We start from the raw sequence: 26,701 nt of genomic DNA on the forward strand, positions 1-26,701 counted from the left end.
TTCACTCCACGGGCTGGGCGTAGTGCAGATCCACTGTGCCCGAGTAGCCGGGCAGAGTCACCGTCCCGTCCTCGGTGACTTTCCAGCCGAGGCCGTACACATTCACGTACACCATGTAGTTCTGGATCGCCGTGGAGGCGGACAGCGCCTTGTTCAGCTTGTCGGGGTCCCCGATCGCCGTGATCTTGTACGGCGGTGAGTAGACGCGCCCCTGAAGGATCAGGGTGTTGCCCACGCAGCGCACGGCGCTGGTGGAGATCAGCCGCTGGTCCATCACCTTGATGCCCTTGGCGCCGCCTTGCCACAGCGCGTTCACCACGGCCTGCAGATCCTGCTGGTGGATGACCAGGTAGTCGGGCTGCGGCTCGGGATAGCCGGGAAGCTTGGCGGTGGCGTCCGGCGGGGCGTCGTTGAGCGTGACGGTGATCGCCTCGCCCTTCAGCTTCTGCGTGCCCGCACCCTTCTCCAGGCCCGCGAGCTTCTCGTCCTCCGCCTTGGTACTGCCGTCGTCACGCTCGGCGAAGGACTCGACCTCGCGGCGCAGCGAGCCGTTGGACTGGTCCAGTCCGCCGTTCTTGCGGCTGCGCTCCTGGATCAGGTCCGAAAGCTTCAGCAAGGACGTGTCCGTGCGGATATTGGTGCCCTTGGCCGTATTGAAACTGGTGAAGAAAATGAGCCCTGCGAGGGCGAAGACGGCCACCGTGAGCACCCGCACCGGCCGGAAACGGCGTCCACGGGCAGGACTGGATCCGTCCTGGGGGGAGTCGGCAGAATTGCTCAACGTACCCTTATCTCCTTCGGCGCCGCGGAAGCACTACGCTAACGGACGCCCGGGGGAGCGCTAAGAGTCCCCTTGTACGCTGCTCCGGAGCCAGCCACAGTTCCCTGCGCGGCCACGCAGCGCATCGACAGGAGAGACCCTCGTGCCGAAGTCACGTATCCGCAAGAAGGCCGACTACACGCCGCCGCCGGCAAAGCAGGCGACCAGCATCAAGCTGAACAGCCGCGCCTGGGTCGCGCCCGTGATGCTGGCCATGTTCCTCATCGGGCTCGCCTGGATCGTCGTCTTTTATGTGACGGACGGTTCCCTGCCCATCGACGCTCTGGACAACTGGAACATCGTGGTGGGCTTCGGCTTCATCGCCGCCGGATTCGGCGTCTCCACGCAGTGGAAGTAGCGGTCGAAGCCACGACCACGGGCCGGTGAACTCAGCTCTGCCCAGGGCTATCCGCTTAGTTATCCACAGCCGGTTTCCACACGCTGGGGAAAAGAACGACCATCCAACGACCGGCTGTGGATAACCCATCGAGCGTTGACGCCGGTGTGACTGCCACACCGGCAACCGCAAGCCTGTTCGCCCCCTTCCTGACCTGCAGAAACACCGGTCAGTGACAGGGGGCACAGCTGTTCCCGCACGCTATGCACAAGATTCGACACACACTGTGGACAAGCCGGTACGTCAGGTGAGCTGAGCCGTCCTGAGCAGGGTCAGAACCACTACGACGACCAGGACGAGGGCGCAGGTGCCGTACTGGACGAGGGCTCGGTGCTCGCGCGGGGCGTGCACCATGGCGTAGCCGGTGATGACGCCGGCGACGAGGCCGCCGATGTGGGCCTGCCAGGCGATATTGCTCCAGCCGAAGGTGAAGATCAGGTTGATCACCAGCAGGGCGATGATCGGCCGCATGTCGTAGTTGAGGCGGCGCATCAGGACGGCGGTGGCGCCGAAGAGGCCGAAGATGGCGCCGGAGGCGCCGAGGGAGGCCTCGGTCGGTGAGGCCAGCAGGTAGGTGAGGGCGCCGCCGGCCAGGCCCGAGACGAAGTAGAGGGAGAGGTATCGGGCGCGCCCGAGGGCGGCTTCGAGTGGGCCTCCGAGCCACCACAGGCTGAGCATGTTGAAGCCGATGTGCCATACGGCTTCGTGGGTGAACATCGAGGTCACCAGCCGGTACCACTCGCCCTCGGCGACGCCCTGGGTGGGGTTGAACGGTGCCGGGGGCCATTCGCCGATGAGGACGAGGTGGTCCAGGAGCGAGGTCTGCACGTGCACGGCGATGAACACCGCCACGTTGATCCCGATGAGGATCTTGGTGAACAGGCGGGGGTCGGCGGTGATGGTGCCGCCGGCGATGGTCCGGGGTCGGGCCGCGGCTGGGCGGTGTCCGGTGCCGGAGTCGCCGCGGGCGCATTCGGGGCATTGGAAGCCGACCGAGGCGTTGACCATGCACTCGGGGCAGATGGGGCGTTCGCAGCGGGTGCAGCGGATACCGGTCTCACGGTCGGGGTGGCGGTAGCAGCCGGGCAGGCTCTGGGCATGCTGGGGTCCCTGGTCGTCCGGGCCCTGTGGGCTGCCTGGCGCCTGGTCCATGAGATCCCCTAGGTCGTCGTACGGGCGTCGTGCACAAATGCACCGCCCCGCCCATCTTTACGGATGGGCGGGGCGTTTGGTTCCTGCTGTGCGGGGACTCGACCTTTGCGGGTTCGGTCCTCGTGGATCTCAGCCCTCGCGGGTCTCGACGACGACGGACTCGATGACGACGTCGTTGACCGGGCGGTCGGTGCGGGGGTTGGTCTGAGCGGTGGCGATGGCGTCGATCACCTTCTGGCTGGCGGCATCGGTGACCTCGCCGAAGATGCTGTGCTTGCGGTTCAGCCACGTCGTGGGGGCGACGGTGATGAAGAACTGCGAGCCGTTGGTGCCCGGACCGGCGTTGGCCATGGCCAGCAGGTAGGGCTTGTTGAAGGAGAGGTCGGGGTGGAATTCGTCCTCGAACTGGTAGCCGGGACCACCGGTGCCGTTGCCCAGCGGGTCTCCGCCCTGGATCATGAATCCGCTGATCACCCGGTGGAAGACCGTGCCGTCGTAGAGCTTGTCCGTGGACTTCTGGCCCGTCTCGGGGTTGACCCACTCACGCTCGCCCGTGGCGAGCTCGACAAAGTTCCGGACCGTCTTGGGCGCGTGGTTCGGCAGGAGCCGGACTTCGATGTCGCCGTTGTTGGTCTTCAGGGTGGCGTAAAGCTGCTCAGCCACGATCTGCCTTCCGTTGTCTTCCTGTGACCCCCTGATCCTCGCACGGTCTGCGTCGTGCGTCGCCCGGCGCCCGGTTGTGGGTGCTTATCGGGGAATGTTGCTTGCAGAAAACCGGTCGAGTGCGTCCGGGCCGGGGGCGCTCGGCGACGATCCGTGGCATTGTCGACGACAAGCGCCTGTTGCCCCGTATTCATCCTCTATTGGACTCGATCGGCTCTTGATCAGCTCTTGATCGGAGATGGTCCGGAGTCGGTGTGCATGACCCGGATGCCCGCCCTCACATGCCCCGGTGTCTCTTGACAGGCATGATCCGTAAAAGGGTGGAAAGTCGAAATACCGTACGCCACCGAGGAGGAGGAACCCGTGACCCGCATCGACAGCGTGCGCGCCGCGACCGGTTCGGCGAAGGACAGCGTGCTGCACGCCGCGGAAGTGGTGGCGCCCTACGCCGACACGGCCAAGGACAGGGCCGCGCACTATGCACACGAGGCACGCGTACGGCTCGCGCCGAAGGTGTCCCAAGCCGCCGACCAGGCCCGCGTCCAGTACGACGTATATGTCGCGCCGCGCCTGGAACAGGCCCGTACGCATGTGCCGCCGAAGGTCGACCAGGCTGCCCATGAGGCTGCCGTCCGTACCCGGCAGGCGGCCCGGCAGGCCGCCGACTATTCCCGGCCGAGGCTGGAGCAGGCGGTGGCCGCGGCCGGGCCCGTCAAGGACGAGGCCGCCGCGCGCGGTGCCGCCGCGTTGGCTGCGCTGCGCGGTCAGGTCTCGCCGAAGGAGATTCAGAAACTGGCCCGTCGGCATGAGCGTCGGGCGAGGGCCGGCCGTGCCGCGAAGGTGCTGCTGGTGCTGGGCGCTCTCGCGGGCGGAGCTTTCGCTGCCTGGAAGTGGTGGGACAAGCAGGCCAATCCGGACTGGCTGGTCGAGCCGCCCGCTGCGACGGAGGTTCCGGAGTCGAGCCGGCTGTCGTCGGTGGACGGCAGCGGTCAGTCGTTGCTCGACCCGGAGGTGCAGGCGAAGGAGGCCGAGGAGGAGGCCGCGCGGCGCGACGACGGCCGGTGACATGCTGTGGGCCGAAGTGCGGTGTGGGGCGGGAGACTTGAGGGTCTTCCGCCCCACGGCTGTGTTTCACGTGAAACACGTCCGGCCGTGCAGTCCGCTCGGTCGTTGATCGTGGCGTGCGAGATGACGAAGCTGTGCGGCGGGCGCTCCGGGGTCAGGGGCCGTCGCTCGCAGCCGGCGTCCGCGGCGTCAGTGTCGCCCGGTACCACGCGGCTGCCTCGCTCAGCCTGATCCGGTGTCCCGGGCCGGGCGGGCAGTGGGCGCGGGACCAGAGCGGGGAGCGGTACCAGCGGTCCTCCGCGAGCTGTCTGGCCTGGTGTGCGCTGACCCTTCCGGGCGTCTCGCGCAGGCGGGCCAGGTAGTCGTCGAGGGCGAGGCCGTCCTGGGGGGCCGGCAGGCCGAGCGTGTCGCCGAGCAGGACGACGAGGTCGCGCAGGGTCGGTGCGTGCGGATGGGCGGCATGGTGCACGGTGCCGGGCGGGACGTGTTCGGGTGTCCGGGCGAGGGTGGCCAGCAGCCGGGCCAGGTCGTCGACCGCCACCAGCGACAGGCGGGCCCGGCCGTTTTCTGGCAACGCCGGTACGCGCTGCAGGAGTTCAGCGACGGAGGGGACGAACCACACGTCCCCGGCGCCGTACACGAGTGGCGGTCTGAGCACTGAGCCGCCGGCGGCGAGTACGGTCTGCTCGGCCTGTAGCCGGGTGCGGCTGGTGGCGGAGGCGGGTGCGGGCGTGCGTTCGTGTTCGGTGAGGTCGCGGTGCGGTCCGGCGCCGTAGACGGCGGTGGTGCTCACCAGGACGGTGCGGTGGACGTCGGCGCGTTCCGCCTCGGAGAGCAGGGCGCGGGTGCCGTCGACGTTGACGGCCCGGCACTTGTCTTCGTCGGCGCCGATGTGTGAGGCGCAGTGGAGCACGGTGTGTATGTCGTGGCACACGCCCCGTAGGGAGGCCGGGTCGGTGAGGTCGCCTGTGACGTACTCGACGCCGGGCACCGCTTCGGACGCCTCCGGTACCCGTCTGACCAGTGCCTTCACCTCGCCGGGTTTCGGTGTCCGGTCGCCGGCCAGTGCGCGCAGCGCTGCCGAACCGATGAACCCGGTGCCGCCGACGACCAGGATCTTCCCGGTCACCGTGTGGGGGCGGGGACGGGGTGGACGGGTGACTGGGGAGGGGCCGGGTGCAGTCCGTTGCAGGGGTCCATCCCCAGATGGAACGCCGACAGCCGCTGCCGCGCAAGCTTTCCGGCACCAGAAACCAGACCGCTGGGTCTCTTTTTCTTCTAGGAACTATGGCGCGATTCACGTGGCACACATCACCACCGCGTCGGGGTGGGCCGCTGAGGAAGGCGTCACTCCACCCGCCGAACCGTCGGAGACCTTTCGGAAACAGACCGGGTGGTTCGGTAGGCTGGGGGCAGCAGGCACGCCCCGAAGGGAAAGTAATGGCCAAGCAGGCTCGCGCGGTGCAGACCAGGCGCTCGATCGTGGAAGCCGCAGCGAGTGTGTTCGCCGAGTACGGCTACGAACGCGCGGCCACCTCGGAGATCCTGCGCCGGGCGAACGTCACCAAGGGCGCTATGTACTTCCACTTCCCGTCCAAGGAGTCGCTGGCCCAGGCAATCATGGACGAGCAGACCGGTCTGGTGAGCGTGGAGCCCCGGCTCTCGCCCTTGCAGTCGATCATCGACATCACTCATCAGTTCGCCCATGTGCTGCGCCACGACGCCCTCGCCAGGGCGGGAACGCGGCTGTCCATAGAGGGTGTCTTCTTCAACGGCACACACCCGTGGGGCGACTGGTTCGATCTCACCACTCGGCTGCTGACCGAGGGGCAGAAGCAGGGCGAGGTGCTCCCCCAGGTCGTGCCGAGGGAGACTGCGGAGTTCGTCGTCGCCACGTTCACCGGCGTCCAGTTGGTGTCCGAGGCCATCAACCGGCGAGCCGATCTGCATGGTCGCGTCGCCGTGATGTGGCGTCACATCCTGCCGTCCGTCGCCCATCCGGCCGCCATCTCGCACCTGCGCCCGGAGGGCGCCACCGACCCGGCGGCCGCGACGGCGCGGAACGAGGCCCGGTCCGAGGCCGACGTCGAGGTCGGGGCCGTCACCGGCTGACCGCAGCGCTCGGTCGTCCACCGCCCCGCCCTGCAACAAGCCCACCGCACTCCGATCCCGCCCAGGGCTCCGCCGGGCGGCCCAAGTGGTGTCGGTCGCCGTAACGAAAAATCCCCTCCGGCCTGCGTTTTCGCAGGTCGGAGGGGATCCACGGTGGAGCCTAGGGGAGTCGAACCCCTGACATCTGCCATGCAAAGACAGCGCTCTACCAACTGAGCTAAGGCCCCGGAAAAGGAGCATCCCCCGGAAGAACCGCGTACCGGTGGGCGCCGCAGACCAGAGTACCGGGTCACCCCCGGGATCTCGCAAAAAGATTGGGGGTCCCCGTGGACGACCACTCTCCGTAAGATGCTCGGCGTGGTTCGCTACAGCGAACCACAGTACTTGGGGAAGCGATGGGGAGACGCAATGGACGCCGCACAGCAGGAAGCGACCGCAAGAGCGCGGGAACTGCAGCGGAACTGGTACGGGGAGCCGTTGGGGGCGCTCTTCCGTAAGCTCATAGAAGATCTCGGTCTCAACCAGGCCCGTCTCGCGGGGGTGCTGGGTCTGTCCGCTCCGATGCTGTCACAGCTGATGAGCGGCCAGCGGGCGAAGATCGGCAACCCGGCTGTCGTGCAGCGGGTGCAGCTGTTGCAGGACCTGGCGGGGCAGGTCGCGGACGGCAGCGTGAGCGCGGCCGAGGCCACGGAGCGCATGGAAGAGATCAAGAAGTCGCAGGGGGGCTCGGTGCTCAGCAACACCACGACCACGACGAGCAGTTCGGGAGCGCCCACGGTCAAGCGGGTGGTCCGCGAGATCCAGTCGCTGCTGCGCTCGGTGGCGGCCGCGGGGGACATCATCGACGCCGCGGACACTCTCGCGCCCAGCCATCCGGAGCTGGCAGAGTTCCTCCGGGTGTACGGCGCCGGCCGCACCTCCGACGCTGTCACGCATTACCAGTCGCACCAGAGCTGAGCCCGTGGCCCGGTCGCCGAAGGGGGTTCGGCAGCCGGGCCGACGGCCGAGGAGAGGTGCGGGGGCTCGTATCACTCATCACGCTCGTCGAGGAATGGCGCTGGGGGGAGTCGTATCACCCGTCGAGGGGCAAGCAAGGGGGGGTAGCCGAAGGGGGAGGAGCGACGCACAGCCATGGGTGAGGTCTTCGCCGGCCGGTACGAACTGGTCGACCCGATCGGACGCGGAGGAGTCGGCGCCGTCTGGCGCGCCTGGGACCACCGCCGCCGCCGCTATGTGGCCGCCAAGGTGCTGCAGCAGCGCGACGCGCACTCTCTGCTGCGCTTCGTCCGCGAGCAGGCCCTGCGTATCGATCACCCTCATGTGCTTGCGCCCGCCAGCTGGGCCGCCGACGACGACAAGGTCCTGTTCACCATGGACCTCGTCGCCGGCGGCTCGCTGGTTCATCTGGTCGGGGACTACGGCCCCCTGCCCCCGGCCTTCGTCTGCACCTTGCTCGACCAGCTCCTGTCGGGGCTGTCCGCGGTGCACGCGGAGGGCGTCGTACACCGCGACATCAAGCCTGCCAATGTCCTCCTGGAAGCCACCGGCACGGGCCGGCCGCGGCTGCGGCTGTCCGACTTCGGCATCGCCATGCGGCTGGGTGAACCGCGTCTGACGGAGACCAATCTCGTGGTGGGGACGCCGGGTTATCTCGCGCCCGAGCAGATGATGGGCGCGGAACCGGACTTCCCCGCCGACCTGTTCGCGGTGGGACTGGTCGCGTTGTATCTGCTGGAGGGTGCCAAGCCGGACGCCAAGGCGCTCATCCAGTACTTCGCGGCGCACGGGACGCCGAGCGCGCCCAAGGGCATTCCCGAGCCGCTGTGGCAGGTTGTGGCCACGCTGCTGCAGCCCGACCCGCAGGCCCGGTTCCGCACGGCCACAGGGGCGCGCAAGGCGCTCGCCTCCGCCAGGGAGCTCCTGCCGGAACCCGGCCCCGACGACGAGCTGATCGAGATCTTCGACCAACTCGGCCAGCTCCCACCGGGGTTCGCCCCCACGGGACCTCTCAAACCCGCACCGGGGGTGGAGGCGAAGAGGGAGGCAGACACTCGTGGGACCGGTGCAAGTGAGGCTCCGTCGCGGCCCGTTGAGGCAGAGGCGTCTTCCCTGCCGTCCGCGTCGGACGCAAACGCCGTGGCGTCCACGGGCGTTACGCCGCTGCCCGATCCCCGTCAGGCCCCCGGACGCCGGCCGGAGCCGTCCGTCCCCACGCAGCCGCCCAGCATGTCGGACACCGGCAGCTTCCACCTGCCGCCCCCGCAGGCCACTGCCTCCTCCGCCCGAACTCCCGCTCCACAGACGCCAACGCCCCATGCACAGGCGCATCCCCACCAGGGCAGCCAGCACCAGCCCGCCTACGTCTCCCCCCATGACCCCACGCATGTACTGCCCTCCCCCCAGCCGCACACGCCGCTGCACCAGGCCCTGACGCCGACGCCGCACCAGCGTGCTGATGTCTCTACTGTTTCGTACACCGCCCAGGCTCCTCAGGTTCCGCCTTCCGCGCAGGGAATCTCGCAGGCGACGACGCGCCGCGGCCATCGCGCCCGCCCCGCACGCCGTCCCGGCCCGCCCGCCAAGGTGGCGATCCCACTCCTGCTTCTCGCGCTGACCTGCTACGCCGTCGGATTCTGGGCGCTCACGCGCATCTGAACCGTCCGCCGGCCCTCGACCCGCGGACCACAGGACCTCACCGGGCCTCTGCCCTTCGCCGGGCCGTAGGACTCACCAGGCCCGTGCCCTCCGCCGCGCCGCGACGGTCCACACCCCGAGCACGACGAGCACGACCGTGCCCGCTCCGATGCCACCCGCGGCGACCGCCTTCATCGTGGCGTCGGCGTCCGCGGGCCTGCCCTCCGCGGCTGCCTCCCGGTCCTGCGCGCTGACCTCGAAGACGTTCCGCGGCACGGACTGCCCCGCGTACCCGGGACCGTCCTGCGCCGCACCCTCGACCCCGACGCGCAGCGTCAGCCCGAACGGCCCGTCGCCGAACTTGTCGGCCACTCCTGCGGCGAGGTGCACCACCAGGTAGTACGAGCCGGCGAACCGCATTCCGTTCACTTGGTCGGGGACGGCGTAGCGGTTGGTGTAGTCGACGGCCGGCACCGCGCGGAGGGAGGCCGACTTCTGCTTGCCGTCGTAGCCGACGCTCGCGTCCGCCACGTCGGCGCGGACGGGGTTGTAGAGCGTGAGGGCCAGGGCGTCGATGGCGTAGCCGTGGCCGTCGCCGTTCGCGCTGCCCAGTTCGGCCGTGGCGGACGGCTGTTGGCCCCAGTCGACCGGGATCTTGTAGAAGAGCGTCTGCCCGGGCGAGATGGCGGCGCGCCAGACGCCCTGTCCCACGGAGGCCGCCCGGGAGAACCCCGCGCCGCCCTGACTGCGCTTGGCCACGCCCGAGACAGGGGTGGGCGAGGCGGAGTTCCAGGCCTTGGGCGTGCTCGTCGAACCGGCCTGCTTCAGACGCGGTTCGGTTGTGGCGGTGAGCTCCAGGTCCCAGGCGCCGGGCGAGGATTCCGCCGTACCGACACGCTCGACGACGACGTAGTAGGTGCCGGCGCCCCGGCACACAGGGTCGGCCGGGGAGGTCGTCCGTGCGCCCCAGGCCGTGATGGGGTGCGGACTCTTGGAGGCGCCGAAACGCGCGCGCTCGTTGGAGCAGAAGTGGTTGCCGGCGTCCTGCACCGACACCCTGATGCCGTCAGTGATGGAGAGCGTGGAGCCCGCGCGGGGGACGGCGGTGACGGAGACGTACGCGTTGGACGCGGCATCGAGGTCGAGACTGTAGTAGACCTTCGCGTCCCTGGGCAGGGAGCTCCGGTAGGTCTTGCCGGCCTCCAGGCGCTCGGCGTCCGTGGTCCCCTTCGCCCCGTCCACGACCCGGGCGTCCTCCGCAAAGGCATAGGAGGAGGCGGAGGAGACATCGGTGCTCGGGCTCGGGGTTCCGGCTGCCGCCGCGGTGGCGGTCGGCCAGGACACCGACGCCGCCGTGCACAGCACCGCTGCCACGGCTGCCACGCGCGCGCGTGCGGACCGACGCCCGCGCCATGCTCTCGCGCGCCACCACGCCGTACGCCGCCCCATCACGCGCCACCCCTCGTCGTCGTCCGGACCGCTGGACCGTGGCCCATCCTGCCCCGCGAGGCCGCGCCTCATCCGCGCAACACAAAACCCCGACCGCAAGGACGGCCGGGGTCTGTTCAGATTCCGTTGTCGATACTCACGAACCCGTGGGCACGGAGTCAGTCGCCTCCGTCCACAGATCCTGCTCGGCGCGATCCGCCTGGATCTGGCGGTACACGAGGAGCCCGCCGATGGCGGCCAGTGCGACCAGGAGAAGCTTCTTCACCGCGCGACCTCGTCTTTCCTTGACGTAGGGGACCTCTGGCGCCCGACTATACACACCGGCCGATACCGATCGGTGACCTGCGTGGGCCCTCAACTCCCCTCCGGCAAACCGCAGTAGAACCGGAGGTCACCGCTCCGATCTGAGGGTGATCACACCCCCACAGACGGTGACTTTGCCTGCCATTCTCCTATTTTCCAGCTGTTTTGACCCATCCGAGTGTTGTTCATCTGAACATCGCCGCGCCACGGGCGTCGGTCCACCACTTCGCGACCCCGATACACATAATGAGGAAAGTACGCAAATCGCCCGACCCGAAAGTGAGGGGCCATGGCCCAGAACCAGGTCATGAAGCTGTGGAACGCCATCGTCACCGCCTTCCTCGCGCTGTGCACGGCGCTCGGACTCATCACGACGACCGCCGCCGCGGCCGTACCGCAGACCGAGACGACCGGCAACTGCATCGCGCCCGTGACGATGCCGACGGCACCCCACTGGTCCTGGTCCTACGCCAGAGCCCTGCCCCCCACGATGAAGCAGCGCATCCGCGCCGAGGCCCACGGAAAGTCCCCCAGCTGCCGCCACAGCCCGCTCACGGAGACGGAGGAAGGCGCGGACACAGGCACCGCCGAGCCGGCCACTCCCCTCCAGCTGTGAGGCACCGCCTCTCCATCCCCGGCGTAACGGCGAACTTGCGTACCCGAACCGCCCAAGCAGAAGACCCCCAACCGGAACCGGTTGGGGGTCTTTTCGCTGGTGGGGCTAACAGGATTTGAACCTGTGGCCTCATCCTTATCAGGGATGCGCTCTAACCAACTGAGCTATAGCCCCGCCGCGCTCTGCGGTGTGTGTCCCGCGCGCTGACCCCTGAAGATTAGCGCACGACGTGGGCAGTCCCAAAATCGGTTGTCTCAGGACCGGTGGCAGAGGCAAGGACCGGTGGCAGAGGCCAAGACCCGGCAGAGGTCAGAACCAGGGGCAGAGGTCAGAACCGGTGGCAGAGGTCAGAACCGGTGGCAGGGGTTTGAAACGACGGTCACGGTTAATGTCACTCGTCCTCGGCGAGCGTCAGCTCGATGCCGCCGACGAAGCCCGCGGAGAGGTTGTAGATGAACGCGCCGAGGGTCGCGAGAGCCGTCGCGAGAACGACGTCGATGACCGCGATGATCGACGTGAACATCAGGACGTGCGGAAGCGACAGGAACGACTGCAGGTCAAAGCCGTTCGACTCGTTCGATCCGGTCGCCTCGGAGATCGTGCCGCCGACCGAGGAGAAGACGCCCATCGCGTCCATGACCATCCACAGCACCGCGGACGCGACGATCGTGCAGATGCCCAGCGCGATGGAGAGCAGGAAGCTCACCTTCATGACCGACCACGGATCGGCCTTCGCCACACGCAGACGTGCCTTGCGGATACGGGGCGTGGTGCGCGCGCCGGTGCGCGGCCGCCGTACCGCACCGCTCGGTGTGTGGGCGGGCGCCTGGGCCTGGTTCTGGTACGCCTGCGGCGGGTGGTAGGGCCCGGCGGGCTGCTGCGGCTGCCGCTCCCCGGGCAGCGGGGAAGCCGCCTGTGGCGGTGCGGGCTGGGCCGGAGGCTGCTGCGGCTGAGGCTGCGGCTGGGCTCCCGGTGCGGCCGGACCCGCCCCAGCCTTCTGCTGCTGGGTCTGCGGGCCTCGGGCTTCCGTCACAGTTCCCCCCTGGGATCCATGAGTCTCGGACGAGGGCGAGTCGGTCGCACCTGCGTCGATCTTGCGCAGTTGGGTCGTGTGCGAATCCGTCGCACGCGCGGCGGAGCCACGGCCGCCTCCGTCCGTTTCGGTACCCGTGGGGGTACCGGCCGATCCGGCGCCCGTGGCTCCGCTCACGATGACTCACTCCTCGTGCTACTCGGCCGAGGGCGCCTCACCCTCGTCCGTGCCGGTGGTCGCGGCACCTTCGGCGGTCTCGTCGACGGCCACATCGCCGTCGACCTCCTCCGCCTCGCGTCCCGCCTCGGCGTTACGAGCGATACCGACGACGGCATCGCGCTTGCCCAGGTTGATCAGTTGGACGCCCATGGTGTCACGGCCCGTCTCCCTGACCTCGTTGACTCGCGTACGAATCACACCGCCCGACAGCGTGATGGCGAGGATCTCGTCGGTCTCCTCGACCACCAGCGCGCCGACCAGCGAACCGCGGTCCTCCACGATCTTGGCGGCCTTGATACCGAGGCCGCCGCGACCCTGGACGCGGTACTCGTCGACGGCGGTCCGCTTCGCGTACCCGCCGTCCGTAGCAGTGAACACGAACGTACCGGGTCGAACAACATTCATCGACAGAAGTTCATCGCCCTCGCGGAAACTCATGCCCTTGACACCCGAGGTAGCACGGCCCATGGGCCGCAGGCTGTCATCCGTGGCGGTGAACCTGATCGACTGTGCCTTCTTGCTGATCAGAAGCAGATCGTCATCGGCCGAAACGAGCTCGGCTCCGATCAGTTCGTCGTCCGAACCGTCCTCCGTCTCCCGGAGGTTGATCGCGATCACGCCGCCGGAGCGGGGCGAATCGTAATCCTTCAACGACGTCTTCTTGACCAGGCCGCCCTTGGTGGCCAGGACCAGGTACGGCGCCGCCTCGTAGTCGCGGATCGCGAGGATCTCGGCGATCGCCTCGTCCGGCTGGAAGGCGAGCAGATTCGCGACGTGCTGGCCGCGCGCCTCACGGCCGGCGTCCGGAAGCTCGTACGCCTTCGCACGGTAGACGCGGCCCTTGTTGGTGAAGAAGAGCAGCCAGTGGTGCGTGGTCGACACGAAGAAGTGGTCGACGATGTCGTCCTGCTTCAGCTTTGTGCCGCGCACGCCCTTGCCGCCCCGCTTCTGCGAGCGGTAGTCCTCCGTCTTGGTGCGCTTGATGTAGCCGCCGCGCGTGATGGTGACGACGATGTCCTCTTCGGCGATCAGGTCCTCGATGGACATGTCGCCGTCGAAGGGCACCAGCATCGTCTTGCGGTCGTCGCCGTACTTCTCGACGATCGCGGCGAGTTCCTCGCTGACGATGCCACGCTGGCGGACCGGGGAGGCGAGGATCTCGTTGTACTCGGTGATCTTCGCCTGGAGTTCGTCGTGCTCCTGGATGATCTTCCGGCGCTCCAGGGCGGCCAGTCGGCGCAGCTGCATCTCGAGGATGGCGTTCGCCTGGATCTCGTCGATCTCCAGGAGGTCCATCAGACCCGCGCGCGCGATGTCGACGGTGTCACTGCGCCGGATCAGCGCGATGACCTCGTCGATCGCGTCCAGGGCCTTCAGCAGACCACGCAGGATGTGCGCCCGTTCCTCGGCCTTGCGCAGGCGGAAGCGCGTACGGCGGACGATGACCTCGATCTGGTGCGTCACCCAGTGGCGGATGAACGCGTCCAGGGAGAGCGTGCGCGGGACACCGTCGACGAGCGCCAGCATGTTGGCGCCGAAGTTCGTCTGCAGGTCCGTGTGCTTGTACAGGTTGTTCAGTACGACCTTGGCGACCGCGTCCCGCTTCAGCACGATGACCAGACGCTGGCCGGTACGGGAGCTGGTCTCGTCCCGGACGTCCGCGATGCCGCCGACCTTGCCGTCCTTCACCAGGTCGGCGATCTTCTGGGCGAGGTTGTCGGGGTTGACCTGGTACGGCAGCTCCGTGACCACCAGGCACTGGCGGTTCTGGATCTCCTCGACCTCGACGACCGCCCGCATGGTGATCGAGCCACGGCCCGTACGGTACGCCTCCTCGATGCCCTTGCGGCCCACCACGAGGGCGCCGGTCGGGAAGTCGGGGCCCTTGATGCGCTCGATCAGGGCGTCCAGGAGCTCCTCGTGCGAGGCCTCCGGGTTCTCCAGGTACCACTGGGCGCCGGACGCGACCTCGCGCAGGTTGTGCGGCGGGATGTTGGTGGCCATGCCGACCGCGATACCGGCCGAGCCGTTGATCAGCAGGTTCGGGAAGCGGGCCGGCAGGACGGTCGGCTCCTGGGAGCGGCCGTCGTAGTTGTCCGTGAAGTCGACGGTCTCCTCGTCGATGTCACGGACCATTTCCATCGACAGCGGCGCCATCTTGCACTCGGTGTAGCGCATGGCGGCCGCGGGGTCGTTGCCCGGAGAACCGAAGTTGCCGTTGGAGTCGACGAGCGGCATGCGCATCGACCACGGCTGCGCGAGGCGGACCAGCGCGTCGTAGATCGAGGAGTCGCCGTGCGGGTGGTAGTTGCCCATGACGTCGCCGACGACGCGGGCGCACTTGTAGAAGCCACGCTCGGGGCGGTAGCCGCCGTCGTACATGGCGTACAGGACGCGGCGGTGGACGGGCTTGAGACCGTCGCGGACGTCGGGCAGCGCACGGGACACGATGACGGACATCGCGTAGTCCAGGTACGAGCGCTGCATCTCCGTCTCGAGCCCGACGGGCTCGACACGCTGGGCGATGTCGCCGCCTTCTTCAGGCGTGAGGGGAGTGTTCTCGTCGGCCATTGCTGGTGAAGATCCTTCCTGGTGCGGTCAGCTGAGACCGACTCAGATGTCGAGGAACCGGACGTCCTTGGCGTTGCGCTGGATGAACTGGCGGCGCGCCTCGACGTCCTCGCCCATCAGGACCGAGAACAGGTCGTCGGCCTGCGCGGCGTCGTCCAGGGTGACCTGGCCGAGGACCCGGTGCTCCTGGTCCATCGTCGTGATGCGCAGCTCCTCGGCGTTCATCTCGCCGAGACCCTTGAAGCGCTGGATCGAGTCCTCGCGGACGCGCTTTCCACGCTGGCGGCCCAGCTCGAGCAGCGCGTCGCGCTCGCGGTCCGAGTAGGCGTACTCGGTGTCGTCCCGGCCCCACTTGAGCTTGTAGAGCGGGGGACGCGACAGGAACACGTGCCCGGCCTCGACCAGCGGCCGCATGAAGCGGAACAGGAAGGTCAGCAGCAGGGTGTTGATGTGCTGGCCGTCGACATCGGCGTCCGCCATCAGGATGATCTTGTGATAGCGAAGCTTCTCGATGTCGAAGTCCTCGTGCACACCCGTGCCGAAGGCCGAGATCAGCGCTTGGATCTCCTGGTTCTGCAGGATCTTGTCGATCCGCGCCTTCTCGACGTTGAGGATCTTGCCTCGGATCGGGAGGATCGCCTGGTACTGCGGGTTGCGGCCGGACTTGGCCGAGCCGCCGGCGGAGTCACCCTCGACGATGAAGATCTCGCACTTGGTGGGGTCGTTCGACTGGCAGTCGGAGAGCTTGCCCGGCAGGGACGCCGACTCCAGCAAGCCCTTGCGCCGGGTCAGATCGCGGGCCTTGCGGGCCGCCACGCGCGCGGTGGCCGCCTGGATGCCCTTGCGGATGATGTCCGCCGCCTCGTTCGGGTTGCGGTCCAGCCAGTCGTTGAGGTGCTCGTAGACCGCCTTCTGGACGAAGGTCTTCGCCTCCGTGTTGCCCAGCTTGGTCTTGGTCTGGCCCTCGAACTGCGGCTCGCTCAGCTTCACCGAGATGATCGCGGTCAGACCCTCGCGGATGTCGTCACCCGTGAGGTTGTCGTCCTTCTCGCGCAGCAGCTTCTTGTCGCGCGCGTACTTGTTGATCAGGTTGGTGAGCGCTGCGCGGAAGCCCTCTTCGTGCGTACCGCCCTCATGGGTGTGGATGATGTTGGCGAAGGAGTACACGCCCTCGCTGTAACCGCTGTTCCACTGCATCGCGACTTCGAGGGAGAGGCTCTTCTCCTTGTCCTCCGCCTCGAGGTCGATCACCGTCGGATGCACCACGTCTCCCTTGCGGGAGTTGAGGTACTTCACGAAGTCGACGATGCCGCCCTCGTAGTGGTACGTGACGGTCTTGACCTCGGCGGTCTCGTCCGCACCCGCCTCGTCCGCGCCGGAGGTGGCCTTCGCCGACTCGCGCTCATCAGTGAGTTTGATCGTCAAACCCTTGTTGAGGAACGCCATCTCCTGGAAGCGCCGCGAGAGCGTCTCGAAGGAGTAGTCGGTGGTCTCGAAGATGTCGCCGTCGGCCCAGAAGGTGACCGACGTGCCGGTCTCCTCGATGGCCTCGTGCTTGGCGAGCGGCGCCGTGGGGACGCCCATCTTGTAGTCCTGCGTCCAGCGGTGGCCGTCGGTCCTGACCTCGACGGCGACCTTCGCGGACAGCGCGTTCACGACCGAGACGCCCACGCCGTGCAGACCACCGGAGACCGCGTAGCCGCCGCCACCGAACTTGCCGCCCGCGTGCAGCACGGTCAGCACGACCTCGAGCGCCGGCTTGCCCTCGGAGGGCACGATGCCGACCGGGATGCCACGGCCGTTGTCGACCACGCGCACGCCGCCGTCGGCGAGGATCGTCACGTCGATGGTGTCCGCGTGGCCGGCCAGTGCCTCGTCGACGGAGTTGTCGACGACCTCGTACACGAGGTGGTGCAGCCCTCGCTCACCGGTCGAGCCGATGTACATACCAGGGCGCTTGCGGACCGCGTCCAGGCCCTCGAGGACGGTGATGGCGCTGGCGTCGTACGAGGCGGTGACCTCGCCGTTCGACGAGGTCACCGCACCGTTCTCGCCGGCGTCGGTGGACGGGATGTTCTCGTTGGGGTTGCCGGAATCGGCCACGAAGCGCCCTTTCTGGCACAGCACGAGCCAGGCTCGTCGGCGGGTTGCCGGAGCGGCTGCGGCATGTTGCGTTGGTAAGCCTTGTTCAGCGTTGCTCAGCTTTTCCCGGACGGTCCCCACGAATGGGGCGGGATTAGCTTCCAGTCTACCGGTAGCGCCGACAGTGATGGGGGTTTGCCGGTACCTGAGTCCTCATGTGGCGCCCTCAACCGGCGTCTGCCGGGTCCCCATATGCGGAGCAGGGCTCCAAGAGGCTCACAGCGGCACTCAGCGCTTCCGGCTGTCAACCCTTGGCTACTTGGGAGTCAGGTCGGGATTCGCGACCGCGTGCGGTGGTACGACACAGAGGCCGCCGGCACCACGACCAGACCGCCGGCAGCCTGCAGATGTGAGGTGTGTCACCCGTATGTATCGCCGGGCCCCGTGCTGCCAGGGGCGCGCAGGGGGCCGTAGCGACGGGCGGGACCGCCGGGGCCGTTCACCTTGATCATCTTCACCGCGCCGTGCCCGAGGTCCTCGTTGAGACGGGCCACCAGCGTCGGGGCGAGCAGGCGCAGATTCGTCGCCCAGGCCGTGGAATCACAGCGCACCACCAGGACGCGCTCGTCCTCGTCGTACTTCTCCGGCACACAGTGCTTGGCCACGTCCTCGCCCACGATCTGCGGCCAGCGGCCCATCACCCCGCCCACCGCCGCCGGGGTCTCCCAACCCCGTTCCGTGATGAGCCGGTTGATCGCAGCACCGAGCGCCATGGGATCGCGCCCGTCGGCGCGCGCGCCGGAGCGCAGGCCACCGCGCCGCGCCTGCTTCTTCTGCTGCGCCGCGTCCCCACGCGCGCGTGCCTGCTCCTTCGCCGCCCTCAGCGCCACGCGCGCGAGGTCGACGCCGGACGGCTCGGGAGTCTTCTTGGGCGCCGGCTCTTCGTCCGTCATGCGCGCTCCACCGTCCCGTCCGACACGGAGTACCGCGTCCCGGTCAGTACATGCGGTACGTCATCGTCGACCGCGGCGGTCACCAGCACCTGCTCACCGGGCGCGACCAGCTCCGCCAGGCGCTCCCGGCGGCGGGTGTCGAGCTCGGCGAAGACGTCGTCCAGCACCAGCACCGGCTCGTTGCCCTCGGCCCGCAGCAGGTCGTACGAGGCAAGGCGCAGCGCCAGCGCGTACGACCAGGACTCGCCGTGGGAGGCATACCCCTTGGCAGGCAGCTGACCGAGTTTGAGAAGCAAATCGTCTCGATGGGGTCCTACGAGGGTGACGCCCCGCTCGATCTCCTGCTTGCGCGCCTCGGCGAGCGCCCCCATCAGCTGCTCGTAGAGATCCTCGCGCGCATGAGCCTCACCGGGGGCGGACGGCTTGTACTCCAGGGCGACCGGGCCGCCCCCCGGCGCCAACTGCTCGTACGCCTTGTCGGCCAGCGGCTGGATCGTCGCGACCAGGTCCAGCCGCTGGGCGAGCAACTCGGCACCCACGCGCGCGAGATGCTGGTCCCACACGTCGAGCGTGGACAGGTCCATGGAGCGGCCGCCGTGACGGCGGGCCAGCGCGGCCGACTTGAGGAGCGTGTTGCGCTGCTTCAGAACCCGCTCGTAGTCGGAGCGCACGGCGGCCATGCGCGGGGAGCGGGCGGTGATCAGCTCGTCCAGGAAACGACGCCGCTCACCGGGATCGCCCTTGACAAGAGAAAGATCCTCGGGCGCGAACAGGACCGTCCGTACGATGCCCAGCACGTCACGCGGCCTGACCTGCGAGGACCTGTTGATACGAGCCCGGTTGGCCTTACCGGGGTTCAGCTCCAGCTCGACCAGCTGCTGCCGCTCGCCCTGCTTGACCTGCGCCCGGATGACCGCGCGGTCGGCGCCCATACGAACCAGGGGGGCGTCGGAGGCGACACGGTGGCTGCCGAGCGTGGCCAGATAGCCGACGGCCTCGACAAGGTTCGTCTTGCCCTGGCCGTTCGGGCCCACAAAAGCGGTGACACCCGGGTCGAGCGGAACTTCGACCCGGGCGTACGAGCGGAAGTCGGCAAGCGACAGATGCGTGACGTGCATGGTCGGTCGCCGACCTCCCCCAGGTTGTGGACTGTGGATGCAGCCCTGTGGATTACTTCTTCTCGACCGCGTGGCCGCCGAACTGGTTCCGCAGCGCAGCGATCATCTTCATCTGCGGAGAGTCCTCCTGGCGCGACGCGAACCGCGCGAAGAGCGAGGCCGTGATCGCGGGCAGCGGCACGGCGTTGTCGATGGCGGCTTCCACAGTCCAGCGTCCCTCGCCGGAGTCCTGTGCAAAACCTTTCAGCCTGTCCAGGTGCTCGTCCTCGTGGAGCGCGTTCACCGCGAGGTCCAGCAGCCAGGAACGGATCACCGTGCCCTCCTGCCAGGACCGGAAGACCTCGCGCACATCCGTGACCGAGTCGACCTTCTCCAGGAGCTCCCAGCCCTCGGCGTAGGCCTGCATCATCGCGTACTCGATGCCGTTGTGGACCATCTTCGCGAAGTGGCCCGCACCGACCTTGCCGGCGTGCACCGAGCCGAACTTCCCCTCGGGCTTGAGGGCGTCGAAGACCGGCTGCACCTTGGCCACGTTCTCCGCGTCGCCGCCGTACATCAGCGCATAGCCGTTCTCCAGCCCCCAGACGCCGCCGGAGACGCCGCAGTCGACGAAGCCGATGCCCTTGGCCGCCAGCTCCTCCGCGTGCTTCTCGTCGTCCGTCCAGCGGGAGTTGCCGCCGTCCACGACGACGTCTCCCGGCTCCAGGAGCTCGGCCAGCTCGTCGATCGTCGACTGGGTGGGGGCACCGGCCGGGACCATCACCCACACCACACGGGGCCCCGTGAGCTTGCCCACAAGCTCTTCCAGGCTGTGGACATCGGCGAGGTCCGGGTTGCGGTCGAATCCGATCACGGTGTGGCCTGCGCGGCGTATCCGCTCGCGCATGTTGCCGCCCATCTTGCCGAGGCCGACGAGACCGAGCTCCATCAGTTGTTCCTTAGGTTGCTGTGTGGCGTCTGGGGCACTTTCGTACCTGCGTCCGAGCCTAAACCCGGACGCTCGCGCACACCTGTGGGCATACCCGCTCAAACGTATGCCCCGACCTGCGGGTTCTCTGAGGAGAGCGATCAGCCGCTGAGCCGCACAGGCATGATCAGGTACTTGTAGGCCTCGTCCGCTTCCGCGTCCAGCGCAGGCTTGCCGCTGAGCAGCGCCGGCTTGGTGGACGTCGTGAACGACAGCTGGGCCACCGGGGAGTCGATGGCGCTCAGGCCGTCCAGCAGGAACGTCGGGTTGAAGGCGATGGAGATGTCGTCGCCCTCGAGCTGCGCATCCACCCTTTCCACAGCCTGTGCATCGTCGCTGGAGCCTGCCTCCAGGATCAGCACGCCCTGCTCGAAGCTGAGCCGGACCGGGGTGTTGCGCTCGGCGACCAGGGCCACACGCTTGACGGCCTCCACGAAGGGGGCGGTCTCGATGACGGCGACGGTGTTGAACTCCGTCGGGAACAGCGTGCGGTACTTCGGGAGGTCACCCTCGAGCAGACGCGTCGTCGTACGGCGGCCCGCACCCTCGAAACCGATCAGCCCCTCGCCCGCGCCCGAGCCGGACAGCGCCAGGATCACGCTGTCGCCACTCGTGAGGGCCTTGGCGGTGTCCAGGAGCGTCTTGGCGGGCACCAGGGCGACCGCGGAGGCGTCCGGGTTCTCCGGCTTCCACAGGAACTCGCGGACCGCGAAGCGGTAGCGGTCGGTGGAGGCCAGCGTGACCGTGTCGCCCTCGATCTCGATGCGCACACCGGTCAGCACGGGCAGCGTGTCGTCACGGCCGGCCGCGATGGCCACCTGGGCGGCCGCGGAGGCGAAGACCTCACCCGGGACGGTGCCCGTGGCGTTCGGCATCTGCGGCAGCGCCGGGTACTCCTCCACAGGCAGGGTGTGGAGTGTGAACCGCGAGGAACCGCAGACCACGGTCGCCCGTACACCGTCTGTGGAAATCTCCACCGGGCGGTTGGGGAGGGCGCGGGAGATGTCGGCGAGCAGCCGGCCTGAGACCAGGACGGTGCCCTCTTCCTCCACCTCCGCCTCCACGGACACGCGTGCCGAGACCTCGTAGTCGAAGCTGGAGAGGCTGAGAACGCCGTCCTCGGCCTTCAGCAGGAGGCCGGCGAGGACAGGCGCCGGCGGACGGGCCGGGAGGCTGCGCGCCGCCCAGGCCACTGCCTCCGCGAGTACGTCGCGTTCCACCCGGATCTTCACTGTTGCCGCCTCCTGCTGTTGCCGGCGCTTCTCGCCCTGCCTGGCTTCGTCGTCTGTCTCGGTGTCGTCGGTCCCTGCGGTGGGAAGGACACCGGGGAACAGTCTGACGCACGGCACTGACAGTAGGTGCCTCTCGGGGTCAAGTCGTGACGAGGGGCAGCCGGGAGCCGGACGGCGAGTTGTGCACAGGACCCCCTTCGAAACGAACTTCTCGCTCTCTCTAGTTGGGAGTAGTAGTAGGGGCTGTGGAAACCGTGGATAACCCTGTTTTCCCAGCTCAGAAGCGAGATTTTGTCCACGGGCCCTGTGGGCGGAGGCGGTGGACAACTCCGCAGGTCTGTGGAGAACGGAAAGTTCTGCACACGCCGTGCACAGCCCGAGGTGAGTTCTCCCCAGGGCCGTCCCCAGCTTTACCCACCTTGCCCACAGCCCAACCCGGCACCTTTGTGTGACGCCTTTCACTCGACGCGGTGATCAGGCGCGTCACGTTGCCGAACAGTGGACAGCGATGTGGAGAAGCCGATGATTACTGGGGACAACTGGGCTCCGCCTGTGGGTTGCCGGTGGACAACTTCGTGCACAGCTTGTGGATCACCTCGTCGTCCACAGTCTGTGGAGATCCTTCATCCACCGATCCACAGCCACTTGACCTGGCTGGATGGTTGATCAGCGGGTGGCCTGTGGATCGTGATCTGGACAACTCCACAGTCCCCAGCATGTGGACGGAAGAAAGTTGCCCAATCTGTGGAGAGTGGCCGTAACGCGGCAGTTAATCGAACAGCGGACAACGCCGACACAACGAAGGGCGCCCGCCGGATCTCCTCCGGGGGCGCCCTCGACGACGTGTCTGGCACGTGTCCGTGTGGCCGTCAGCCGTTCTTGATGCGGTTCGTCAGCTCGGTCACCTGGTTGTAGATGGAGCGCCGCTCGGCCATCAGATTGCGGATCTTGCGGTCGGCGTGCATGACGGTGGTGTGGTCGCGGCCGCCGAACAGAGCGCCGATCTTCGGCAGCGAGAGGTCCGTCAGTTCACGGCACAGGTACATGGCGATCTGGCGGGCCGTCACCAGGGCGCGGCCGCGCGAGGTGCCGCACAGGTCCTCGACCGTGAGGCCGAAGTAGTCGGCGGTCGCGCTCATGATGGCCGTGGACGTGATCTCGGGGGCCGAATCCTCGCCACCGGGGATCAGGTCCTTCAGGACGATCTCCGTCAGTCCCAGGTCCACCGGCTGCCGGTTGAGCGATGCGAACGCCGTCACCCGGATCAGCGCGCCCTCCAGCTCTCGGATGTTGCGCGAGATGCGGGAGGCGATGAACTCCAGTACCTCCGGCGGGGCGTTGAGCTGTTCCTGCACCGCCTTCTTGCGCAGGATCGCGATACGCGTCTCCAGCTCGGGCGGCTGGACGTCGGTGATCAGGCCCCACTCGAAACGGTTCCGCAGCCGGTCCTCCAGCGTCACCAGCTGCTTGGGCGGCCGGTCGCTGGAGAGCACGATCTGCTTGTTGGCGTTGTGGAGCGTGTTGAAGGTGTGGAAGAACTCCTCCTGCGTCGACTCCTTGTCCGCGAGGAACTGGATGTCGTCGACGAGCAGGATGTCCATCTCGCGGTAGCGCTTGCGGAAGCTGTCGCCCTTGCCGTCGCGGATGGAGTTGATGAACTCGTTGGTGAACTCCTCAGAGCTCACATAACGCACACGCGTGCCCGGGTAGAGGCTGCGCGCGTAGTGCCCGATGGCGTGCAGCAGGTGGGTCTTGCCGAGCCCCGACTCCCCGTAGATGAAAAGGGGGTTGTAGGCCTTGGCCGGTGCCTCGGCGACGGCGACTGCGGCGGCGTGTGCGAAGCGGTTGGAGGCGCCGATGACGAAGGTGTCGAACAGGTACTTCGGGTTCAGGCGCGCGGTGGGCTCACCGGGGCCGGTGGCCGGCGCGGGCTTCGCGGCCAGCGGGCCGGGGGCACCGCTGGAGGCGGGCAGCGAGGAGCCGACCGGGCCACCGCGGTGGACGTGTCCGGAGCCGGACGGCTGCTCGGGCAGCTCCCGGCGGGCGTCGCGCTGGTCGTAGTCGGAGCGCGGCGGCTGGTCGTAGTCGGAGCGCTGCGTCTCGTACGGGGGGCGCTCCATCGGCTGCGGACGGTAGTCCTGGGAGGGCGGGGCGTACGAGTCCTGTGCCGGGGGGCCGTACGAGTCCTGCGGCGGCGACGCGTACGGGTCCCGCTCGGGGAAGCCGAGGCGCTGCTGCTGCCAGCTGTACTCGTCCTGCGACGGGCGCGGCCAGGCGCCGGGTTCGGGGCGCTGGTACTCGGAGGGGTAGGCCGGGCGGGCGGTGGGGAGCTGGTCGCCCGGGTCGCCGGGGAGCTGCTCGGGGCGGTTCGCCCGGTGGCCGTCGGCGCGGTGGCGGCCGTAGCCGTCGTACTGTCCGGAGGGGAGCTCGGGTTCCTCGTAACGCGGCTGGTGGCGGGCCGGCGGTGCCGGCGGGGCGGGGGGTTCGCCCGCGGTGTCGTCGACGGTGATCGCGATGCGGATCGGGCGGCCGCACTCGCGGCTCAGGGTCTCGCTGACGATCGGGGCGAGGCGGCCTTCGAGCACGCCCTTCGCGAACTCGTTCGGTACGGCGAGCAGGGCGGTGTCGGCGACCAGCGCGAGTGGCTGGCAGCGCCGGATCCAGTGCTCGTCCTTCGTCTCTACACCCTGCCCGCGGCCCTCGCCGAGGAGTTGCTCCAATACTCGTGGCCACACTGCGGCAAGATCGGCAGGTACGTCAGCCACAGGGCACGCTCTCTCACGGGTCCCACGAACGTGTGATTGTGGGACGGGTCGGGATTCAAATGGGGTGGGGCAGGTACAAGGGAACGAATCGGAGTTCAGCCACGGTAGTCAGGGTGAAGGGTGCGGTTCAAGTTGTTGTCCCCAGGCTGTGGATAGTGTCTCCCAGTGACCGTTGGTTTGACCGGATGGCGTAGCCCCGCGTACCGTAACCAGGTCGAGTTGTCGATGGCTGCTGCCGCCTGCCTCCGATGGGCACAGATCACGTCAGGTGATCGGGAAGCGGTGCAATCGGGCGTAACTGCGAGCTACTCGTGGGCGCACGGTGACAGCCAGGACGGCACCCGCCACCACCGATTGATTTCTGGAGCCCCCGAGTGAGCAAGCGCACCTTCCAGCCGAACAACCGTCGTCGTGCCAAGACCCACGGCTTCCGCCTGCGGATGCGTACCCGTGCCGGCCGCGCGATTCTGGCGAACCGCCGCAGCAAGGGTCGCGCCAGCCTGTCCGCCTGATCTCGGTCAGGTCATGCCGTCGTGCTGCCCACCGAGAACCGGCTGAGGCGGCGCGAGGACTTCGCGACCGCGGTACGACGAGGGCGCCGGGCCGGACGCCCGTCCCTCGTCGTCCATCTTCGTAGCGGTGCCACGGACCCGCACGCGCCTGGGGAGAGCGCTCCCCCGACGCGTGCGGGTTTCGTCGTGAGCAAAGCTGTGGGTGGTGCGGTGGTACGCAACAAGGTCAAGCGCAGACTGCGCCACCTGATGCGCGACCGAGTCGCCCTGTTGCCCCCCGGTAGCCTGGTAGTCGTACGAGCGCTGCCCGGTGCGGGCGACGCCGACCATGCACAACTGGCCCGAGACCTGGATGCCGCCATCGAACGGCTGCTGGGAGGGGGCGCGCGATGAAGTACCCGCTGCTGGCTTTGATCAAGCTGTACCAGTGGACGATCAGTCCGCTGCTCGGGCCTGTGTGCAAGTACTACCCGTCGTGTTCCCACTACGGCTACACGGCCATCGACCGGCATGGTGCGATCAAGGGCACGGCGCTCACCGCCTGGCGCATCCTGCGGTGCAATCCGTGGTCGCTGGGCGGTGTGGACCATGTTCCGCCGCGTAAGCGTCCGCGGTGGCACGAAATGCTGCGTGGCGCCTGGCGTGCACGCAAGGGCGGGCCCTCCGCCGGCGAACCGGCCACCGAGGAGAATCTTCCTTTGAGCCCGGCCGCAGAGACCTCGTCCCATGCCCAAGGAGCATGATTAGTGGACACGATTGCCAGCCTCTTCAGCTTCATCACGACACCCGTTTCATGGGTCATCGTCCAGTTCCACTCGGTGTACGGGAAGGTCTTCGGTCCTGACACGGGCTGGGCCTGGGGCCTGTCCATCGTGTCCCTGGTGATCCTGATCCGCATCTGCCTGATCCCGCTTTTCGTGAAGCAGATCAAGGCGACCCGGGCGATGCAGACGCTCCAGCCCGAGATGAAGAAGATCCAGGAGCGCTACAAGAGCGACAAGCAGCGTCAGTCCGAAGAGATGATGAAGCTGTACAAGGAGACGGGTACCAACCCGCTCTCCTCGTGCCTTCCCATCCTGGCGCAGTCGCCGTTCTTCTTCGCCCTGTACCACGTGCTCAACGGCATCGCGACGGGTTCGACGATCGGCGTCATCAACGACTCGCTGCTCGCCAGTGCCCGTAAGGCGCACATCTTCGGTGCCCCGCTGGCGGCGAAGTTCACCGACAGCTCGGCGAAGGTGGAGTCGCTCGGCGCCTCCCTCACCGACGTCCGTGTCGTCACCGCGATCATGATCGTCCTGATGTCGGCGTCGCAGTTCTACACGCAGCGCCAGCTGATGACGAAGAACGTCGACACCACGGTGAAGACGCCGTTCATGCAGCAGCAGAAGATGCTGATGTATGTCTTCCCGGTCATGTTCGCCGTCTTCGGCATCAACTTCCCGGTCGGTGTCCTCGTCTACTGGCTGACCACCAACGTGTGGACCATGGGCCAGCAGATGTACGTCATCCACAACAACCCGACCCCGGGTTCCAAGGCTCAGGCCGCTTACCTGGAGCGCCTGACCAAGCACGTCACGCACCACGGCAAGACCCGCAAGCGGAGCGAGAAGACCATCGTCAAGGCGATCGTCGCCAAGGGCCGTGACCGTAACGAGTTCGAGCGCAAGTTCATCAACGCTCTGAACAAGGCGGGTCTCGCTGCCCAGACCGACGGCACCGTGATGCAGAGCGATAGCGCTGCCGCCGCCCAGTCCGAGGACGGTACGGCGACGACCGGCACCGCCGCCGCTCCCAAGCGCCAGCAGCCCAAGCGGCAGAGCAAGGCCCAGCGTCAGTCCGGCGGTGCGAAGGCGGCCGGCGACTCCGAGCCGAAGACGTCGCTGAGCAAGTCCGACGAGCCGGAGGACGCCAAGCCCTCCGCCGCTGCTCAGAAGGCCGAGCCGAAGCCCGGCAGCGGCGGTCGCAGCAAGGCCCAGTCCGGGCAGCGCAAGGGCCCGCAGCGCCCCAAGTCCCCGTCCAAGAAGTAAGAAGGAGC

General features: G+C 68.0%; 24 protein-coding genes and 2 tRNA genes. 10 read left to right on the forward strand and 16 right to left on the reverse strand.

The features are described 5' to 3' along the window. Position 1: 1 nt before the first annotated feature. Positions 2-781: a DUF881 domain-containing protein gene (locus ACFY10_RS34660; protein ID WP_390669199.1), complete on the reverse strand. Its 780-nt coding sequence runs from the start codon at positions 779-781 to the stop codon at positions 2-4. A gap of 142 nt (positions 782-923) precedes the next feature. On the opposite strand from ACFY10_RS34660, the gene crgA reads away from it, so the two are divergent. Continuing rightward, entirely contained in the window at positions 924-1,178 is a 255-nt protein-coding gene (gene crgA / locus ACFY10_RS34665) for a cell division protein CrgA (protein ID WP_030939008.1), read from the forward strand. Between the two features lie 282 nt (positions 1,179-1,460). On the opposite strand, the gene ACFY10_RS34670 is transcribed toward crgA, so the two are convergent. After that, positions 1,461-2,369, reverse strand: a complete 909-nt coding sequence (locus ACFY10_RS34670) for a rhomboid family intramembrane serine protease (protein ID WP_390669200.1) — start codon at positions 2,367-2,369, stop codon at positions 1,461-1,463. Between the two features lie 129 nt (positions 2,370-2,498). Continuing rightward, positions 2,499-3,032, reverse strand: a complete 534-nt coding sequence (locus ACFY10_RS34675) for a peptidylprolyl isomerase (RefSeq protein WP_390669201.1) — start codon at positions 3,030-3,032, stop codon at positions 2,499-2,501. 363 nt (positions 3,033-3,395) lie between these two features. Between ACFY10_RS34675 and ACFY10_RS34680 the strand changes: the two genes are divergently transcribed. Then, positions 3,396-4,097, forward strand: coding sequence for a DUF5324 family protein (locus ACFY10_RS34680; RefSeq protein WP_390669202.1), 702 nt, complete (start codon positions 3,396-3,398; stop codon positions 4,095-4,097). Positions 4,098-4,251: 154 nt separating this feature from the next. Here the strand turns inward: ACFY10_RS34680 and ACFY10_RS34685 are convergent, their stop codons facing one another. Further along, on the reverse strand, positions 4,252-5,226 hold the full coding sequence (locus ACFY10_RS34685; RefSeq protein WP_390669203.1) for an NAD-dependent epimerase/dehydratase family protein: 975 nt from the start codon (positions 5,224-5,226) through the stop codon (positions 4,252-4,254). Between the two features lie 311 nt (positions 5,227-5,537). Here ACFY10_RS34685 and ACFY10_RS34690 point away from each other — a divergent pair, with 311 nt between their 5' ends. Then, positions 5,538-6,209 carry a ScbR family autoregulator-binding transcription factor gene (locus ACFY10_RS34690; RefSeq protein WP_390669204.1) on the forward strand — a complete coding sequence of 224 codons (672 nt, stop codon included), beginning with the start codon at positions 5,538-5,540 and terminating at the stop codon, positions 6,207-6,209. A 154-nt stretch (positions 6,210-6,363) separates the two neighbouring features. On the opposite strand, the gene ACFY10_RS34695 is transcribed toward ACFY10_RS34690, so the two are convergent. Then, positions 6,364-6,436 (reverse strand) — tRNA-Ala (locus ACFY10_RS34695). Positions 6,437-6,617: 181 nt separating this feature from the next. Here ACFY10_RS34695 and ACFY10_RS34700 point away from each other — a divergent pair. Both ACFY10_RS34700 and ACFY10_RS34705 read left to right on the forward strand, forming a co-directional pair. Beyond that, the gene (locus ACFY10_RS34700) at positions 6,618-7,166 is read left to right on the forward strand and encodes a transcriptional regulator (RefSeq protein WP_030938997.1); all 549 of its coding nucleotides are present in this window, start codon (positions 6,618-6,620) and stop codon (positions 7,164-7,166) included. Positions 7,167-7,340: 174 nt separating this feature from the next. Beyond that, positions 7,341-8,864, forward strand: a complete 1,524-nt coding sequence (locus ACFY10_RS34705) for a serine/threonine protein kinase (protein ID WP_390669205.1) — start codon at positions 7,341-7,343, stop codon at positions 8,862-8,864. Between the two features lie 72 nt (positions 8,865-8,936). On the opposite strand, the gene ACFY10_RS34710 is transcribed toward ACFY10_RS34705, so the two are convergent. Together ACFY10_RS34710 and ACFY10_RS34715 are read right to left on the reverse strand one after the other, a co-directional pair. Beyond that, complete coding sequence (locus ACFY10_RS34710; RefSeq protein ID WP_390669206.1) at positions 8,937-10,292, reverse strand: hypothetical protein; 1,356 nt, start codon at positions 10,290-10,292, stop codon at positions 8,937-8,939. A gap of 136 nt (positions 10,293-10,428) precedes the next feature. Then, positions 10,429-10,557, reverse strand: a complete 129-nt coding sequence (locus ACFY10_RS34715; protein WP_003999697.1) for a DLW-39 family protein — start codon at positions 10,555-10,557, stop codon at positions 10,429-10,431. 327 nt (positions 10,558-10,884) lie between these two features. Here ACFY10_RS34715 and ACFY10_RS34720 point away from each other — a divergent pair, with 327 nt between their 5' ends. After that, positions 10,885-11,211 carry a DUF6344 domain-containing protein gene (locus tag ACFY10_RS34720; protein WP_390669207.1) on the forward strand — a complete coding sequence of 109 codons (327 nt, stop codon included), beginning with the start codon at positions 10,885-10,887 and terminating at the stop codon, positions 11,209-11,211. 97 nt (positions 11,212-11,308) lie between these two features. On the opposite strand, the gene ACFY10_RS34725 is transcribed toward ACFY10_RS34720, so the two are convergent. From ACFY10_RS34725 to dnaA, 9 genes are all read right to left on the reverse strand, one after another. Then, positions 11,309-11,385, reverse strand: a tRNA-Ile gene (locus tag ACFY10_RS34725). 217 nt (positions 11,386-11,602) lie between these two features. Next, positions 11,603-12,421, reverse strand: coding sequence for a DUF3566 domain-containing protein (locus ACFY10_RS34730; RefSeq protein WP_390669208.1), 819 nt, complete (start codon positions 12,419-12,421; stop codon positions 11,603-11,605). An 18-nt stretch (positions 12,422-12,439) separates the two neighbouring features. Then, positions 12,440-15,034 (reverse strand): DNA gyrase subunit A, encoded by a 2,595-nt coding sequence (gene gyrA / locus ACFY10_RS34735; protein ID WP_390669209.1) that lies wholly within the window; start codon positions 15,032-15,034, stop codon positions 12,440-12,442. A 42-nt stretch (positions 15,035-15,076) separates the two neighbouring features. Further along, complete coding sequence (gene gyrB, locus ACFY10_RS34740; RefSeq protein WP_390669210.1) at positions 15,077-17,137, reverse strand: DNA topoisomerase (ATP-hydrolyzing) subunit B; 2,061 nt, start codon at positions 17,135-17,137, stop codon at positions 15,077-15,079. A 398-nt stretch (positions 17,138-17,535) separates the two neighbouring features. Further along, positions 17,536-18,069 carry a DUF721 domain-containing protein gene (locus ACFY10_RS34745; RefSeq protein WP_390669211.1) on the reverse strand — a complete coding sequence of 178 codons (534 nt, stop codon included), beginning with the start codon at positions 18,067-18,069 and terminating at the stop codon, positions 17,536-17,538. Beyond that, complete coding sequence (recF, locus tag ACFY10_RS34750; RefSeq protein ID WP_390669212.1) at positions 18,066-19,187, reverse strand: DNA replication/repair protein RecF; 1,122 nt, start codon at positions 19,185-19,187, stop codon at positions 18,066-18,068. Before recF ends, ACFY10_RS34745 begins: the two co-directional genes overlap by 4 nt. A gap of 52 nt (positions 19,188-19,239) precedes the next feature. Beyond that, positions 19,240-20,115, reverse strand: coding sequence for a phosphogluconate dehydrogenase (NAD(+)-dependent, decarboxylating) (gene gnd / locus ACFY10_RS34755; protein WP_390669213.1), 876 nt, complete (start codon positions 20,113-20,115; stop codon positions 19,240-19,242). A 140-nt stretch (positions 20,116-20,255) separates the two neighbouring features. Next, entirely contained in the window at positions 20,256-21,386 is a 1,131-nt protein-coding gene (gene dnaN / locus ACFY10_RS34760; protein ID WP_275779088.1) for a DNA polymerase III subunit beta, read from the reverse strand. 869 nt (positions 21,387-22,255) lie between these two features. After that, the gene (dnaA, locus tag ACFY10_RS34765) at positions 22,256-24,151 is read right to left on the reverse strand and encodes a chromosomal replication initiator protein DnaA (protein ID WP_390669214.1); all 1,896 of its coding nucleotides are present in this window, start codon (positions 24,149-24,151) and stop codon (positions 22,256-22,258) included. Positions 24,152-24,525: 374 nt separating this feature from the next. On the opposite strand from dnaA, the gene rpmH reads away from it, so the two are divergent. The 4 genes from rpmH to yidC are packed head-to-tail and all read left to right on the forward strand — an operon-like array spanning position 24,526 to position 26,693. Continuing rightward, the gene (gene rpmH, locus ACFY10_RS34770; protein WP_005482975.1) at positions 24,526-24,663 is read left to right on the forward strand and encodes a 50S ribosomal protein L34; all 138 of its coding nucleotides are present in this window, start codon (positions 24,526-24,528) and stop codon (positions 24,661-24,663) included. A 21-nt stretch (positions 24,664-24,684) separates the two neighbouring features. Further along, the gene (rnpA, locus tag ACFY10_RS34775; protein WP_078912589.1) at positions 24,685-25,056 is read left to right on the forward strand and encodes a ribonuclease P protein component; all 372 of its coding nucleotides are present in this window, start codon (positions 24,685-24,687) and stop codon (positions 25,054-25,056) included. Continuing rightward, complete coding sequence (gene yidD, locus ACFY10_RS34780) at positions 25,053-25,406, forward strand: membrane protein insertion efficiency factor YidD (protein ID WP_390669215.1); 354 nt, start codon at positions 25,053-25,055, stop codon at positions 25,404-25,406. The genes rnpA and yidD overlap by 4 nt, the downstream gene beginning before the upstream one ends. A gap of 3 nt (positions 25,407-25,409) precedes the next feature. Beyond that, on the forward strand, positions 25,410-26,693 hold the full coding sequence (gene yidC, locus ACFY10_RS34785) for a membrane protein insertase YidC (protein WP_390669216.1): 1,284 nt from the start codon (positions 25,410-25,412) through the stop codon (positions 26,691-26,693). Positions 26,694-26,701 lie beyond the last annotated feature (8 nt).

Source organism: Streptomyces sp. NPDC001401 (genome assembly GCF_042895385.1).
Lineage (GTDB): Bacteria > Actinomycetota > Actinomycetes > Streptomycetales > Streptomycetaceae > Streptomyces.